This window comes from Legionella cincinnatiensis (assembly GCF_900452415.1).
Taxonomy (GTDB): domain Bacteria; phylum Pseudomonadota; class Gammaproteobacteria; order Legionellales; family Legionellaceae; genus Legionella; species Legionella cincinnatiensis.
This window is the reverse complement of the sequence record NZ_UGNX01000001.1, coordinates 2,347,553-2,363,666: the sequence shown is the minus strand read 5'-3', so window position 1 is coordinate 2,363,666 and position 16,114 is coordinate 2,347,553. Positions and strand designations below refer to the sequence as shown.

Below are 16,114 nucleotides of genomic sequence, written 5' to 3'. Positions count from 1 at the left end.
ACTGAATTAATATATTATTAAAGTATATTGTTATTTATTCCGAAAAATCCAGATTATTATTCCGATTTATCCAACATATTATTCCGAAAAATCCAATGCATTATCCCGAAATTTCCATAAAAAGTATATTAATTCTTTCCTAATCTTGGACACTCAGGTATGGATCCACGGCCCTGTAAAAATTACGGAAAATGAAATACCACGACTTTTCCTCGGCCGGACACGGATAAAAAGGCTGACGTGCACGATTCATTTAATAATGTATAAACTTTCATTTTGTAATTGGATTTGATTTAGTGAACTTGAATTATCATCATATTAGATGGCTGTACGTGTATTATTAATTTGGCTGCTAAGAAATTCGTCTACACTTGAATAAAATTTCATTAATAATTGGATTTATGTATGCAATAGTTTATTTTTCATTAGCCGGAAACTTGTGAAAACGGATGAGCCCATATACATTAGGCCAGCTATAGGGTTTTCAATGATTGGTGTTTTAGATAATATGGGAAGTATACTCCGATCGAGGGCATTGAATAGAGCCAATTATTGGAATAATGATTATCATTGCTATCCACTTATACCAATATTGTTTACTCACCAATATTAATACTGTTAACTATAAGATTATTAAAAGCATGGGAATGCTTTATTGCAAAGGCTATCTGAAAAGAAAAAGATTAAAATTGAAATTAACAGGGATATTTATTCAGAAATAAGGTTCTGCAAAAATGGATATTCGAAAAATTAACCTTAATTTGTTATTACATCTTAGTACCTTGCTAACCGAGCGCTCTGTATCAAAGGCAGCCGAAAAGTCTTGTATCAGTCAAACTGCAATGAGTCATATCTTAAGACAATTACGGGATCTCTTTGATGATCCTTTATTCATTCGAAGACCTCAAGGACTGCAACCAACGCAAAAAGCACTGAAGTTAGAACCCAAAATTAATGAATTTTTAAATACCTCCAATTCTATTTTTCAGGAAGACATTTTTGAGCCGCAAAGTGAAAAGTTTCTGTTTAAAACGGCTTTAGCTGGTCATGGAGAATACATGATCCTGCCACGTTTATGCGCTTATTTAGCTAAAAATGCCCCTAATTTTTCCTTACATGTTTCCTCTGTAAGTGAATATTTTAGTCTCGAACATTTATTGGCAAATGAGCTGGACTTTGTTATCGCTCCAGGGTTTATTGAGACGGGACCTACTATTAATAAAGAATTGTTACTCGAAGAAGAAGCCGCCTGTATTATGAATAAAGCCCATCCACTTGCAAATCGAGAATTAACTCAAGACATGTATTTAGAGTCGGAACAAATAGATATAAAAGTCAGTTACTTGGAAGGAGATAATATTTTATATAAGGCTTTACATCAATATCGTCACAGAAATATAAAAATAACAGTGTCTAACATTATTAGCGCGATGGAAATAGTGAAGTACATTGATTTAATTGCAACAGTTCCAATGAAGCTGGCTGTTTTTTTGCAAGACAGATATCAATTTATTATAAAACCCTTTCCGTTTCCCAATAAGGAATTCAGTATTTATTTTTTTTATCATATGCGATTAACTAATTACAAACCACTACAATGGATGATTGAAATAATTAAATCATTATTGCAGAAACCCAATTGTTTCACATAATCATGAGAATGTTTTCTTTTAAGAGACAAGACGTGCTTAATATTTTTCGGCGATAAAAAACGCACAAATTCATATTACGTATTGATAAATATTAATTATTACTAGAATTAATATCAGCTATTCATATAATTCACTGTACAAAAAAAACACCCATTGATTAAATATAAGCATCAACTGTAATCATTCCTGAAGTGGATAGTCCTTGGTGATTTGATAAAAACTTACAGGATAATAGGAGTAACAGCGATGAGTTTATATCAATGTATAGACCTTATTGATGAATATTTAAAGAAATATGAATCAAGAAGACTCCATTTCTTTCGCACAGCCTCTTTTCTATCTCCAGTGGATAAAGAATTTGTATTAACATTGAGGGATAAACTCAATAATCGAGTGAATCAAGATGATTATGCAAATCTGTCGAATGAAATCGAGTTAATCGCAAAATATCTTCAAATGAATACCCACATCTCTAAAAAAAATGAACTGCATTTTATTTTAAATGACTTAACAATAATACAAAGAAAATATAACAGAGTTAATACTCCATCAAACTCATCTCTTTCCATAGAATATCAGAAATTTCAAGTTTTCCCTTATAGAATTGCGGAATTAAAGCAAGGAAAATCCTTCAGATTAGGAGGTTCTAAAGGCGAATGTTATGGTTTTACCTTTTCTATGGTGGATCCTGAGATTTCTCCATACAAAAATCCTGATTATTTTGTGCAGCTTAATGAGAAAATTCATAATTATCAAAAAAATCAATTGGATCGTAATAAAGATCAAGACATTATAAAACGAAAACGACTGACTCGAGAGCATTTTTGCCCTAATCCAAGAAAACAGGCTGAAAAAATATATAATTTTGCTAAACGACATGAAGAAAAGGAATTGCTTTTATCAAAACGAGCATCAGTAGGTGCACATGCTTGCTATGTAAGCCAGCAAAAAGAGGGAATTAGATATATGGACCCAAATCATGGTGTTTATTTATTTAATAATAAAATCGATTTTATTGATTTTTATGAGGCTGCCTCAAAATTGGATAAGAAATATGGCGCTGATTTCCGTTTTTATCAAATAGATGAATTAAAATATGATCCCAATAATGAATTGACTGAATCAAAAACCATAATGGGAAAAGTCCGTACTCTTTTGACCGGTAATAAGTATAGAGATCATCAGGGTTTTTATGGGATCACAATCTTGGGTATTTATTTTACAATGGGAACAGGAATCGGAGCTGTAATTGGTGGTTTAATAGGTTCTGCAATAATGCCCGGCATAGGTACGATAGTTGGATCGCTCATTGGTGGAACAATAGGTGTTTTTACTAGTGTAGGATTATCATTTATGGCAATTAGCTATGAACATGGAGGTGTATTGGGAGTACCGCATTTCATTGAAAATTTTATGTATAATGTGGTGCAAAAAATAAGAAATATTTTCTCTCCAAACCCTGATAATACTGTTCGGTCTGAAGTAAGACACAATCGGGTAGAAAAACAGGAGAAGTCCAACTTGATAATGCCTTCAATGTCAATATTGAATCATCCTCGCTCTTCTAACAAAACAGCCATTGTAAATAACCCACCGCCCCCATTAAATGTTACCCATACATTTTGGAAAAAACACCCAGAGGTAAAAATACAAATTGAAGAAGAGCGCAATCCTATAATTAATTGGAATAAACGGTGACTCAATAGACTGTTCTTATCCAACGCATAATGCAATAAGTTGATAAAATATAAAAATCTCAAATACGCAATCTAAAGCTCAAAATTCATTTGATAGTATATTTACTAAGAGTTTAGAGGTTGGGTTTTGAACAAGTTCCTCTTTTTGAGTTTTCGAAAGTGTTTTGATGTAACGCTCTATGCGCATAGCTTTTGTTTTATTGCCCTTAATTTCCCAACTTTGAGCAATTGAAAGTGGCTTGAAACTTCTCGTATATTTACTTCCTTTGCCTGCGAGGTGATCTTGAAACCGTTTTTCAAGATTAGTTGTGTAACCCGTGTAATAGGTGTGATTGCTACATCGCAAAATATAAACCCAATAGATTTTCTCAGACATGTTGCAGAATATATATCGCGAAGATTAGAATTAGTTCGACTATACCGAGTCGCGCATCACTAATCAAACATATAGAAATGTCATTTGATAGATAAGATTTTATGTGTCTGTATTAATTAGTCTATCTCTTATCATCAAACAAAAGTCAGTCTTGAGATTATAAAAATATTGTCTCATTCAAGTTAACCATTAAGCAGTGAGCGTGAATTTGAGTGAGACGGTTAAAAATGAGGTTTAATATTTTGATGAGGTTCAATGATTATTTCAGGGTGTCGTTCATTAAATTCACCTAGGATGTCTAGGAAGGCTTTTCGAAGGCTTGGTGCACTTTTCCATTTTTGGTTTTCAGAGTACTCAATTTCATAGCCAAGCGCCTTTAAGGGGAACACGAAATCAATTGTTTCTATAACCAAAATTCGGGTCAAGGTGTCATCCTCTTTGTTCTCTTCTAATTCTCGCAAAAAATCATTATTTACCTCACAGGGAAGAAAGGTTCTCTCTTTAATTAAGTCTGTTACAGATTGACTGTTATCTGGCGAATAAGCAAGCTCATGCACAAGCATAAATAAAAATAATAGATCTTTTCTAAACGAGAGATCATCAATCTGGTTTAAATTTTTTTGCTCTATTAACTTATTATATAGGTCCTTATATTGTGAAAAAGTTTGTGGAGACTTTTCTTTCAAATCTAATAGTCTCTGATAGGCATGCCCATAATCATGTTGGCTTGAGGAAAATGATTGATTTTCATATATGCCTCCATGAACAGGATAGGGAGAGGAACTAAATCCAATTGGAAAATAGCCATTTAATTCAGCATATAATATTGTATTAAAACCTAAAGTCCCGTTCTTACTAAAAATCGGCATTGTTAATTTAGTATTTGCATAATCTTGATATGTTCCAGAACTTCCAACGCGTTGAACACATTTTTTAAAAAGATGGGTTTCAGCTAAGGGAATTGCAAGCCAATTATTTAGTTCTCCATCTGGAAAAGAGTCTGTTCGTAACGTATTCCGTGCTAAATCACATAAGACACCCAACTTAAAACAACATACTTCTATAATTTCTCGTGAAATAGATAAATTCTCTTTTATTTTTTTAATCTGTATCTCAAGTTCCAATAAATGAGATTCAATAAAAGTGCTAACCGGCTTGTTTTTCATGATTTCAGAATAGCAATCCCGATAGGCTTCATCAATTAAGTTATTCATTTCATCGCGTAATAAATTAATTTTATCAATATCGTTTGCTGCTAATGCGTCCTCATATTTTAGATAGACAAGTACGCTACTCATTTTTTTATCATACAGTAACATTATTTTTTGTCTTTCTTTTTCATCAATAGGCGATACTAAATCACTCACGCGGATTTTTTTATTTCCAGAGGCTTGGAAGAAAGTGTGGTGATAATTTTGTGGTTTATTTGTTTTAAAATAAACATTTATATGTTTCATGGTTGGACTATAGGTTTGTATTTTATTCAATTTTATAAAAAATTACTTACAAGAAAATTAGTTAGGAAATAATTTTTGGAATGAGCTTTATGTCTGTTTGTCCCGCCAATTTCATGATTGGAAATCATTTTTTTAAATTTTAAGCATAACAGAAACTGAATGGTTGAATTAGCCCCTTGCATGTTTTATTTTTCAAACGAGAGTTCTAATAGTTGCTGAGTTAGTGTTGTTTCTACCCAAAGAAACAGCCAAGAAATTTCTTTTTAATAGATAGAGTCTGTAGGTAAATTGCGTTGCATTTAGAGAATATCAGGAATCAGGGCCCACTAAATTTAAATGGCGATACCGAATATGTAAAATTCTAAAAACGATGCGTTTGGGAACCAAAAAGGGGGTTAAATAATTTGTAATTCACTACGGATACTAGTTTGAAAACTCGATACATGAATCAATGAGCCATACTCAAAATGGCACATATCATGTAAGAAATCTCTTAATTTGAGTTAGCATCCTATAATGGAGCTGGAGTACATTCATTAATGTAATTTTTTATAATTTAGTTCTGATCATATCTGAAACATCTGGATGATCAGCATAAATTGCTTCCTCAGCTGCCGTCATTTTGTTGATACCTTTAATTTCAGTGTTGATGGTAGGCATGTGAAGAAGCATTTCAACTATCTGTTTATTACCATTAGCTGCAGCCAGCATTAGTGGGGTGAACTGAGTTCTTTCGGTTCCTATATTTGGATCCACACCAGGTATCTTTAGTAAATATTGCATCAGGGTAACATGTCCATTAGAAGATGCCGCTATCAGTGCTGTATCACCAAATTTATCATATTGATTTAACAAAGATCCTTGTTCAGATTCTGGTACTGACCTTAGAATATCTCTAATCCCCCAAATATTGCCCTTTCTACAATAATCTACAATTTTCTGGATAATTTTTTGAGTATCATTATCAAAATCAGACATAATATCTTTATCACCATCTTCCATACTTATTCTCCTCTGTGATAGCAAGATGAATATAATTTAATCATAATGTAAGCTTTTATGTTAAACTGTGTCAAATTTTTTTATTTCAGTGATATACTGGGTCATCACATTTGCGGTATTAACCTCTCTTCCTCCTCCGCATCAGGCTTCTGTTTCTTGATAATTCTCTCAATCATTTCTTGCTTTATTACTGGTTCTGCTTTTAGCTTCTCAGCGATCTTTTCTGGTATCTCGTTTGATCCCATAAGTTCTAAAACTTTTTTCACCAATTTGATGTTGGTACTTTCAGGAAGCTCTCCTTTTTGACGATCTATTATCTTTTTTATTGCAACAATTATTTCATTAATTTTTCTTTCTCGAATGCTTTCTCGCTGTGGAGGAGGAATTTTAGGATCCGTTGTAAAGTCCCCTTTTACCAATTTTACTAAATGGCGTAATAGATCATCCATCCTTTCAGAATCCATTGCGATTGCTTTAATATTTCTTGGCCCTTCAGCAGCTCTTTTCGAATGTTTATTATAATTCTTCATCAGTTTCTCAAGTTCTCCTATCATTGAATCGATTTTTTGTAAATGATAATCTTCCTTGTTACTGAGATCGTCTGGGAATTCCTCTACTATTTTATTAATTACTCCAATCTTCTCGATTAATGATTTTATAACTGCTTCTTCAGATGCAAGACCCAGCCTATCATTTCGACTCGATGTACTTATATCTTTAAGTATCTTCATAATGTTGCTGTAGAAATGACTATCCATCAGATCAGAATACGCTTTATCAGAATATTGCTGCGCTTTTGGAAGGAAGTCCATTTGGTCCGAAATTTCCGTTATAAGAAGCTTTAGAGACTTATTTAATTTAGTTAATGCTTCCTCACCATACTTTTTTTGACCTCTTGTTACTGGCAATTCAACCTCACTCTGACTCCATCCAGAACCTTTAATATGGTGTTTTTCATGTCCTGACTTTGCTTTGGAAGAGACAAGTGTATCCATCTTACTGGCTCTGTCCAGATGTATCATTGTATCTGGTGCATCTATCAAAGTATGTAATCTATCTTCTTTAAGGTAAGCTAGTTCAACCTTATCATGAAGATTTTCATGTAACTTTTCTCGTCGTTTAGATATATTCCCAAATATGCATAACTCTTCTGCTTTTCCTTTGGCTTTTGCATTTAAGTAATATGCCCCAGCACCAGAAGCAAGTGCAAGTCCAGCAAGAGCTCCACCAACTCCTAATCCAATTGCAGTAAACTCACTTGACCCAACGGTATGTTCTGTATGTAATACCTCAGGGCTGGCTATCTCAACTGGCCCATGAAAAATTTCTACCCCAGTTATAATCATAACATTAAGTATTGTATCTCCTAATTCCGCTGCTTCTTTTGCTTTACTCTCTTTTTTTCCTGATTTGTTTTGACTTTGGTGAAATCCATATTCTTCATGATGGAATCGGGAATCTTTCATATAATCTATTGCTGCAGAATAGGATCTATGTTCTTTGGAGTTTTGCTTTTTAGGTTTATCTTTCTCTCCCATATGTTCTATATCTCCGAACATTCCAGTCATTAGAGCCTCTTTAAGACTTGGTTTTAATTCCCAAACATCTTTATACTTCTCGGCAATCTCATCATAAGTAGCGATCGTATCTCCTAATGATTGACGAATATCTTCTAATATCTCTTTCCGTGTCGCTTCATCCAAATTGGTACAGAGGGCTATCTGGTGAGCTAGGGTTGCTAAAGATTCTGCATTAGAAGCAAGCTGAGTAGCTGCTTCATATGCAAGATCTTTGGAGTTTCGGACAGAGATATGATCCTCAATAGGAAATTCTGGGAGTGATTTTAGCCCGCCCATAGCTCGAGCGGCCCCTATTTGCGTATGACACATGGAGGTAAACTGTGTGGAAATATCTAGTGCTGAATAGGTATCAAATGGCGGTGCAACAGTGAGTCCGGCTGCAGCTTGTAATGCTGAATCAGCAGTGCTTGATCGGATTATATCATGCAACATTGAAAAATAAGCATCTCTGCTAGCGGCGAATTCAGAACTTAACCTTATTCGAAAATCTTTTTCCAGTAGTTCTTTTTCGTGAGGATCCATTACATCATACATCGGATTAGTCAATTGGTATTGGTAAATCATTCTCTCAAAGTCGGCTTCTTGCGGTCCCTTCATTAACCAAGCAAATGCTTCCCGAGTCTTGATACTTGCTATACCTACATCCATAGAGACTGATTTTTCAAATTTATGATGAGGATCTTTAAATGTCTTTGCAAGTTGAGCCTGGTACATGGCCTTTGCTTCTTTATAAGCATGATACCCCTTTACTCCACCAAGGATCCCTCCAGCCACCAATCCTACTGTTGCTCCTATTGCGGTTCCTACCACGGGGACAACAGTTCCTGTTACTCCAAGTATGGCAACTCCTGCTCCAGCACCACCAAGTGCAAAAGATACTCCAACAAGAGCTGATCCAGCTAATTTTAGATGCGTAGCTTTTTCTTCCGCTTTAGCTGCAGACATTGCTAAAATCACTTGAGCTTGTACCAGTTTTAGTTGTTTATTTATTTCTGCATCCAATACAGCTTCGTCAATTGTTCCACCATTTCTTTCTATAATTTCTATAACTTGTCTTTTTTGTTCCTCTAATTTAGCCATAAATGCCTTGTAATCATCGAAAAAGTCTCCAGCAACTTTCCGAAGATTTTTATCTCCAAAATGGCTTAAGAATTCTTTTTTTACTTGTGCGGTAGGGTTCTTAATCTTATCTAATTCGCCTTTAAATTTTTCATTTAATTCCACCCAGGTTGGGTCTGCAATTTCATCTAGTTTTTTGCTCTTTAATAATTTATTTTCAATTTTCTTATATTGTTCATCCGCCTTTTTAAATAAATTTGGAGCAATTTGAATCATCCATTCTTTTTCTTTTTTACTTATTAGAAGAGCGTCATGTAATTTTGCAAAATCCTCTAACCGTTTATTTAAAATGATTAATTGTTCTTTTGTCATTGACACAAATTTATCAACTAATTTATTTAATTTTTTCTCTAAATCTGGACGTTTACTTTTTAGGGACTCTATACTATCTTCTAGATCTTCCTTAACCGTCTCAAGTGGCCTCTCGATTTTATCGTGTGACATAGTAGAATCTCAACTTAACTAATTGGTATTCCTTGCAAGCACAGTGATTCTTACCCTTTAAAAAGGAATATCATCAATAATTGATTTATATATGTACTATTTTAATACATCAAGGGTGTTTATCAAACTAATTGATTATTTTAAATGTCATTGGTTGAAAGTTGAAGAGATATCTTCCTACACTCCCCATACCTAAAATGGGCTATTGGCGCACGCCATCAACCCGAACAACACAAATAGATAAGGTGGTGCGCTAATAATCGGCCACTGAAATTCGAGCATGATTGGTAAAAACAAATACGGTACCACTGAAAAAAGAATTTTTCACGTTTACCTCAGAAACTCTTATTTAATCTTAAGTTGACGAGACACACCTTTTATGGTTAAGTTTAAAACTTCATGATTACAAAGGATTGTGACTATGAGATTTATTGTTTTAATGGTGTCATTCTTGTTCGCCCTATCAATACATGCAGAAGAAACTGCATCCTCACCTGAATATCTAATAAAAATAATGAATCATTGTTATGAAGATGAAAATAAGATTGGTGCTGAATTAGCGGAATGTATTTTAGATAAAATGAGAAATGTAAATAACCCTCACCAATATCATGCGGTCATTAAAGATGAAAATTTCAGCAAAACCGTAGAAAGCAACTTTTTTTTAGTTATCTATGATAAATACGGAGATGTTCTTGTATGCAAAGGGGTTGCAAAAGAAAAAATAGTTTTTAAAAAGTGTGACAGTAAAAAAATTCCTAATTTTGATCCGAATAAAATGCCTATTGATATGGAGTTTTAAGTAAATATTTAAACATGTGCTTTAGGTATATTTAATAAAGCAATTACATCAAAAATTTTCTCAGCCCACGGATCACATATAACAGCATCTGGTCCCCAGGTACTCATATCTTGTATTTTAGAAAAAGCGGCTCTATCTAGTACTACAAAGGCATGATCAAAGACTTCTTTAGCCAATGGGTCTTTATGACCACTTGGGTAATGAAATAATATGGTGATGCGTCAGATTTATTGATTAGACATTTCTGTGGAACTCGAGTTAAAACAATAATTCTTCGGGGGGCGCTGTGCTGCGGCTTGCATCAATTGTTCTTGTAGCTGACTGGCATCATGGTCGGCAAGTTGCTGCATTTTGGCTAGCAATTGGGATCGCCCTAATATCTTTTCTTGGAATAAGTCAGCGCTGATTCTGCTGTCATTATGTGCGACTCGACTATTATGGTAGTCACCCAAGCGACCATCAGCCTATCCATCCTGGCCAATTAATAAAGTATCAGTATCTAATTGCGGGAGGTTAGAAGAGGGAAGTCAAAATAAATACTCATTAGATTCAGTTAATTCCCCCATTATCAAGTGTATAGCGCACGTCTGGCACGAGAGGGTCAGATATGAATAAACTCGTGGTACATCTGATATTTCTAAACTAAAACTATATAAAATTCTATTCCGCAAAAGGATGGAATTAATTACGATTTATCCCATGTATTTTTATACATCAGCAAATAAATTATTATTTTGTTGAGGATTGATAGGTTGGTTTTCCCGTTTGCAAGCAAACGGGCTACTTGCTAATGGAATCACAGAAGGGTTCCATCGCAAGATGAAACTGATTCAGCGGCGTGCTTAGGGGTTTATAAATTTTGAAAATTACAGACTAAGGGTTAAAGTTTTGTGTTCTTGATTAATGCCCTCGGATTTGGGGATGAGCTAACTTATTGATGATACTCGGGTTCTCATGGTGGCCAGAGGCAGAATCGAACTGCCGGCACGAGGATTTTCAGTCCTAATTTAATCTCTTTTAACGCTCCTTATCAAATTTTAAAATCCTTTAATATCCCTTTAAAATCAAGTATATTAGGCGCTATTCAGATTTTTTTATTTTTATTGCGTTTTAAATAATCTGTCTACATGGTGTCTACATGTAATTTTTGTGAAGGTAATTTTATGGAAAGTAATAAAGCAATCAAACTGACCAAGTCGATAATCGATAAAATCAATGTAACTGAAGGGAAAGATCAAGTTTTTTACCGGGATGAGCAATTAAAGGGATTTGCGCTAAGAGTTACAGCCAATGGAGTAAAAAGCTTTATTGTAGAAACACGAATTGCTAATAAGGTAAAACGCATTACTCTTGGAAAATATGGGCAATTAACGGCCGAGGAAGCGCGCAAGCAGGCAAAGCACGTGTTAGGTCAAATTGCAAAAGGTGATAATCCAATTGCGGAGAAGAAAGCTAATAAAATTAAATCAATGACTTTGAATCAAGTATTTAATGATTATCTGAAAGCACGCAAAGATCTTAAATCATTAACCATTAAAGATTATCAAGGCATTTTAAAGCAGGTAATGCCAGATTGGTTGGATAAGCCACTAATCAATATTACACGAGAAATGATCGCCAAGCGTCATACTCAATACGGCCAGACTAATAGCAAGGCTAGGGCTAATTATGCCATGCGGGTGTTGCGTGCGGTGTTTAATTTTGCAGTTCACGAATATCAACTGGATAATGGCCAGCCTGTGGTTGCAGTTAATCCAGTTGAATATTTATCTCATACACGCAGTTGGTTTCGAGTGGATCGTAAGAGTACGGTGATTAAGAGTCATCAACTTGCTGCATGGCATGAAGGATTGACTCGTTTAGGGGAACAGGATGATTATCCCCAAGCCATGATGTGGAAAGATTACTTTTTATTAATTCTGTTCACTGGATTACGCAGAATGGAAGCTGCTTCCTTGTGTTGGAATGATATAGATTTCAAAGCCAAAACATTTACTGTTCAAGATACAAAAAATCGAGAAATCCATACATTGCCTATGACTGATTTTCTATATGAACTGCTTTGGCGTAGAAAACAGTTCAAATCTAGTGAATTTGTTTTTCCTGCACCAAGCCAAAGTGGGCATATTATGGAACCAAGAAAAGCTATGCTTAAAGTAGCTGAGTTATCTGGCGTGCCATTTACGGTTCATGACCTAAGAAGAACATTTGCCACAACAGCAGAAAGTTTGGATTTGCCTGCCTACGCCTTAAAACGTTTGTTAAATCATAAGATGACTAATGATGTTACTGCAGGGTATATTATGCGGGATGTGGAGCGTTTACGAAAACCTATGCAACGAATCAGTGATTTTTTAGTTAGTCAGATGTCTTGTGATGTAGAAGTACAATAGTTAATTACCGAGGATTACTCGGTAGTTCGTTTAGTAATACTAATTTGAAGCCTCTTCAGAGGCTCTTGTTTTAGTAGTTATTTTAAAAATAAACCTATTGGCAGAGCATATAGTTGAATATTATTTTGTGAGAAAGGTAATACTTCTTTGCCAGAATAAAAGACAATTCCATATTGAAATTTTGCTGGATTGAATTCTGCCAGTTTGATTAGTCCTTTAAAATCATGTTGCTTTATGGTAGCAGAAGTCTTAACTTCAATTCCGATGATTTGATTATTATCTCGCTCTAGGACTATATCCTCTTCATTCTTATTCCGAAAAATCCAGACTGTTATCCCGAATTATCCAATGCATTATTCCGAAAAATCCAATACGTTATCCCTAAATTTCCATATCAGTCTTCATTAGTCGTTTGTCCTTTTGTAGAATCTTTCCATCACAAAGACTCTTCAAAAAGTCGGTCAGCTCCAATTAAAGGAATTATCCGAAATAGTACCTCCTCCATGACGGGATACTCCGCTTCTATAATAAATTTTGCCTTCCTATCTTTCCAAGATAAGGTTTGGATTAAACTGGCAGCAACAACGGATGGTTGATCCAAATTATTCACTGGAACTTCGGTACTTCCACCGCGGATACTAGTGCTAATAGGGCAGCAAATCACTAACCCTGTTGCTTCATTGTACTCTTTTGAAGATAAGACCAAAGTAGGGCGATATTTTCCAATTTCTTTGCCTTTTGTTGGCTCAAAATCAAGCCATATAATATGATTGCGTTCTGGTATATAGGATTTTCCCATTACTGTTCAACCTCATTGGATAAAGGCGAAGCCAGTAAATCGGCATGAGCTTTTTCAGGCGATAATCCTTTTAAAAGATCTGCTTCCTTAAAGGGAAATCGATTTTTTCTTTTGGATTTTGTCACTGTAAAGCCATCTTCAGTAACTTCTATATCTACTTCTGATCCTTCTTTAAATTGAGGGATTTCCCGTATTGAACCACCTATACGTAATGCTAAACCATTACCCCACTTTTGAATTTTTGCATGTATTTTCATAAAGCCCACCAATTGTATCAACAATGTATCTATTTAGTATATACGATGTATCAATGCTACTGCAAATATTTGTAGTACTATTAAATAATAAGTGGGACAGGTGGGGCAAGTGGGACAACTGCATAAGCATTGGGTTTTAGGTGTCCCAATATGCAATGTTCACTTGGGACAAATGGGACAGACTCTATCAGAAAAATTTTTTTAGTATCAATGAATATCATTGAATATCAATGAGATCACAGGCCTTGAAAGCGCTTGACTCCCTTTTAAATTCCAAGCAATACTTCTTTCGAGCTGTAAACTTTTACGGGTCCACGGTCCTGTAAAAGTCATGGAAAAATGAAATATCACGACTATTCTCCGGCCGGACAGTCAACTGATATTCATCGAGCAGGACGCATACCGTCGGCATTAAGCTGAATGAATAATCATTTGAGGTTCTATATGAATAAAAAACCATCTCGTTTACAACTGTTAAACGAATTTGAGTCTGCACCAACTTCCGCATTGTTTAATCAACACACTTTGGCAGCTGTTTTGGATTGTTCCACCCAACTTTTGGAGCGCAATCGCTGGGAAGGAAAGGGCGTACCCTATCTTAAAATAGGCCATAAGGTTTTGTATCGCAAAAGTGACGTGCTGTCTTTTCTCCAACAACAAAAAATCTATCGCTCTACTGGTGATGAAGGGGAACTCCTTTCACTGGTCAACGAATAAATTCCATAGAAATAGATTGTTCAGGATAGAGTTTCTATCTTCCATGAATGCTGCTGGAGAAACATTGATGCTGCAGAATCAACTTATTACATTAAAAAACAAAAAAGGTCACAACCCTATAACCTATGAATACGCTGGCGGTTGTTTTAAATTAAATGAGCAAGGTGTGTCTTTCCTTGGAAAAGACAAAGACGGTAATCCAATGGCGCCGCGCTGGATTTGTTCTCCTTTGTATGTGGTAGCTAAAACGCGTGATGCCAAAAGCGGGGAGTGGGGTCGATTGCTTGAGTGGCTAGATGATGATGGAGTTCTCCATCAATGGGCAATGCCCCTGGCTTTGTTACAAGGCGATGCTTCCGAGGTTAGGCGGGAATTGGCGCGTCTTGGTTTGAGCATCTCACCCCATAAGATTTCCCGAGATTTACTGACTACCTATTTGCAGGTCTTTCCAGTAGAAGACAGAGCGCGTTGTGTCGATAAGCTGGGCTGGCATGAAAACCTCTTTGTTACCGCGTTACAATCATCAGAGAAAATTGTTTTTCAAAATAGACATGCGGTCGAATCAGCGATGTCTGTCTCGGGTACAGTTGATGATTGGCGAGAATCAATAGGACGTCTTGCCTCGGGTAATTCTCGATTAATTTTTGCCATCTCTGCTGCTTTTGCCCCTGCTTTGGCAAAGATTGCTGGTGAAGATTCAGGTGGGTTTCATTTTAGAGGTGCTTCTTCAAGCGGTAAAAGTACTGCTTTAAAAGTAGCGGCTTCGGTCTGGGGAAATCCACAAGCATATTGCAGATTATGGCGCAGTACGACCAATGGGCTTGAGGGGCTGGCAGCTTTACATAATGATGGCTTACTGATTCTGGATGAGTTAAGTCAGATGGAGCCTAAAGAAGCAGGGGAGGCTGCTTACTTGCTGGCCAATGGTCAAGGCAAAACACGGGCCTCGCGCCAGGGCACAGTGAAACAATCATCTCGATGGTCATTATTTTTTCTCTCAGCAGGGGAGGAATCTTTAATGTCTTTGATGGCCAGAGCTGGGCAGAAACCCAATGCAGGCCAAGAAATAAGGTTAGCGGATATTGAAGCCGATGCTGGGTTTCACATGGGGATTTTTGAAAAAATTCATAATCAGCTCAGTCCGGCTACCATGGCTTTATCCTTGAAAGAATATTCCAGCAAGTATTATGGTGCTGTGGGTATGGCATGGTTGCAAAAGGTGGTTGCAAACCAACAAAGCATTGCAACACACATTACTGATGGAATACAAGAATTTGTGAATAGTGTTATTTTACCAGATTCAACGGGACAGATTATCCGCGTGGCGCGACGTTTTGCACTGGTCGCTGTTGCTGGTGAAGTGGCCAGCCAATACGGATTGACTGGATGGAAAGAAGGCGAGTCTACTTACGCAGCCTATAAATGTTATCGAGCATGGTTGGAACATTTTGGCATGGAGGGTAATCGAGAAGACAGGGCAATCTTAGCGCAAGTTAGAGCCTTTTTTGAGTCCCATGGCGCCAGTCGGTTTGATAATGTAAGAACGCCAAACAATGAACGGATTCAAAATCGTGCCGGGTTTTATTCTACCGATGATGCGGGATTTCGCGTCTATATGGTATTAGCGGAAGTATTTAAAAAAGAATTATGTCAAGGATTTGAACCACGAACAGTTGCTCGTGTGTTAATAAATGAAGGCTGGTTAAAGCCGGCAACAGATGGCATGCCTACTCATAAGCCAAGAGTCAAAGGAGTAGGAACACCCAGGGTCTATGTATTTACAGATAAAATCTGGAGTGGGGAGTAATATCCTAGAAAT

At 36.0% G+C, this 16,114-nt stretch carries 14 protein-coding genes and 1 pseudogene; 7 read left to right on the top strand and 8 right to left on the bottom strand.

Annotated elements, in window-relative coordinates; all coding sequences use genetic code 11:
• Nucleotides 1-734 precede the first annotated feature (734 nt).
• Nucleotides 735-1,652 (top strand): LysR family transcriptional regulator, encoded by a 918-nt coding sequence (locus DYH34_RS10595; protein ID WP_058465250.1) that lies wholly within the window; start codon nucleotides 735-737, stop codon nucleotides 1,650-1,652.
• A gap of 246 nt (nucleotides 1,653-1,898) precedes the next feature.
• Nucleotides 1,899-3,350, top strand: a complete 1,452-nt coding sequence (locus tag DYH34_RS10590; RefSeq protein WP_058465249.1) for a hypothetical protein — start codon at nucleotides 1,899-1,901, stop codon at nucleotides 3,348-3,350.
• Between the two features lie 78 nt (nucleotides 3,351-3,428).
• Here DYH34_RS10590 and DYH34_RS10585 read toward each other — a convergent pair whose 3' ends face one another.
• The 4 genes from DYH34_RS10585 to DYH34_RS10570 all read right to left on the bottom strand — a co-directional run bounded on the left by DYH34_RS10585 (nucleotide 3,429) and on the right by DYH34_RS10570 (nucleotide 9,195).
• Nucleotides 3,429-3,725, bottom strand: a complete 297-nt coding sequence (locus DYH34_RS10585) for a GIY-YIG nuclease family protein (RefSeq protein ID WP_058465248.1) — start codon at nucleotides 3,723-3,725, stop codon at nucleotides 3,429-3,431.
• Nucleotides 3,726-3,946: 221 nt separating this feature from the next.
• Nucleotides 3,947-5,182, bottom strand: coding sequence for a hypothetical protein (locus DYH34_RS18200; RefSeq protein WP_174905303.1), 1,236 nt, complete (start codon nucleotides 5,180-5,182; stop codon nucleotides 3,947-3,949).
• A gap of 549 nt (nucleotides 5,183-5,731) precedes the next feature.
• A complete protein-coding gene (locus DYH34_RS10575; RefSeq protein WP_058465247.1) occupies nucleotides 5,732-6,184 on the bottom strand; it encodes an ankyrin repeat domain-containing protein in 453 nt (150 codons plus the stop codon).
• A 104-nt stretch (nucleotides 6,185-6,288) separates the two neighbouring features.
• Nucleotides 6,289-9,195, bottom strand: a complete 2,907-nt coding sequence (locus DYH34_RS10570) for a hypothetical protein (protein WP_131775167.1) — start codon at nucleotides 9,193-9,195, stop codon at nucleotides 6,289-6,291.
• Between the two features lie 553 nt (nucleotides 9,196-9,748).
• Between DYH34_RS10570 and DYH34_RS10565 the strand changes: the two genes are divergently transcribed.
• Nucleotides 9,749-10,129 carry a hypothetical protein gene (locus DYH34_RS10565; protein ID WP_238589508.1) on the top strand — a complete coding sequence of 127 codons (381 nt, stop codon included), beginning with the start codon at nucleotides 9,749-9,751 and terminating at the stop codon, nucleotides 10,127-10,129.
• A gap of 8 nt (nucleotides 10,130-10,137) precedes the next feature.
• Here DYH34_RS10565 and DYH34_RS18070 read toward each other — a convergent pair whose 3' ends face one another.
• On the bottom strand, nucleotides 10,138-10,305 hold the full coding sequence (locus DYH34_RS18070; RefSeq protein WP_157061459.1) for a hypothetical protein: 168 nt from the start codon (nucleotides 10,303-10,305) through the stop codon (nucleotides 10,138-10,140).
• A gap of 51 nt (nucleotides 10,306-10,356) precedes the next feature.
• A complete protein-coding gene (locus tag DYH34_RS10560; RefSeq protein WP_058465245.1) occupies nucleotides 10,357-10,581 on the bottom strand; it encodes a hypothetical protein in 225 nt (74 codons plus the stop codon).
• 337 nt (nucleotides 10,582-10,918) lie between these two features.
• Between DYH34_RS10560 and DYH34_RS18730 the strand changes: the two are divergent.
• Together DYH34_RS18730 and DYH34_RS10555 are read left to right on the top strand one after the other, a co-directional pair.
• A pseudogene (locus DYH34_RS18730) lies at nucleotides 10,919-11,029 on the top strand (transposase); the annotation flags it as partial.
• A 263-nt stretch (nucleotides 11,030-11,292) separates the two neighbouring features.
• Nucleotides 11,293-12,522 carry a tyrosine-type recombinase/integrase gene (locus DYH34_RS10555; protein ID WP_083502766.1) on the top strand — a complete coding sequence of 410 codons (1,230 nt, stop codon included), beginning with the start codon at nucleotides 11,293-11,295 and terminating at the stop codon, nucleotides 12,520-12,522.
• 436 nt (nucleotides 12,523-12,958) lie between these two features.
• Here DYH34_RS10555 and DYH34_RS10545 read toward each other — a convergent pair whose 3' ends face one another.
• Both DYH34_RS10545 and DYH34_RS10540 read right to left on the bottom strand, forming a co-directional pair.
• Nucleotides 12,959-13,321 (bottom strand): type II toxin-antitoxin system PemK/MazF family toxin, encoded by a 363-nt coding sequence (locus DYH34_RS10545; protein WP_058465244.1) that lies wholly within the window; start codon nucleotides 13,319-13,321, stop codon nucleotides 12,959-12,961.
• Nucleotides 13,321-13,578 carry an AbrB/MazE/SpoVT family DNA-binding domain-containing protein gene (locus DYH34_RS10540; protein ID WP_058465243.1) on the bottom strand — a complete coding sequence of 86 codons (258 nt, stop codon included), beginning with the start codon at nucleotides 13,576-13,578 and terminating at the stop codon, nucleotides 13,321-13,323. Before DYH34_RS10540 ends, DYH34_RS10545 begins: the two co-directional genes overlap by 1 nt.
• Nucleotides 13,579-14,022: 444 nt before the next feature.
• Between DYH34_RS10540 and DYH34_RS10535 the strand changes: the two genes are divergently transcribed.
• Together DYH34_RS10535 and DYH34_RS10530 are read left to right on the top strand one after the other, a co-directional pair.
• Entirely contained in the window at nucleotides 14,023-14,295 is a 273-nt protein-coding gene (locus DYH34_RS10535; protein WP_058465242.1) for a MerR family transcriptional regulator, read from the top strand.
• A gap of 67 nt (nucleotides 14,296-14,362) precedes the next feature.
• Nucleotides 14,363-16,102: a DUF927 domain-containing protein gene (locus DYH34_RS10530; protein WP_115342664.1), complete on the top strand. Its 1,740-nt coding sequence runs from the start codon at nucleotides 14,363-14,365 to the stop codon at nucleotides 16,100-16,102.
• The last annotated feature ends 12 nt before the right edge of the window (nucleotides 16,103-16,114 follow it).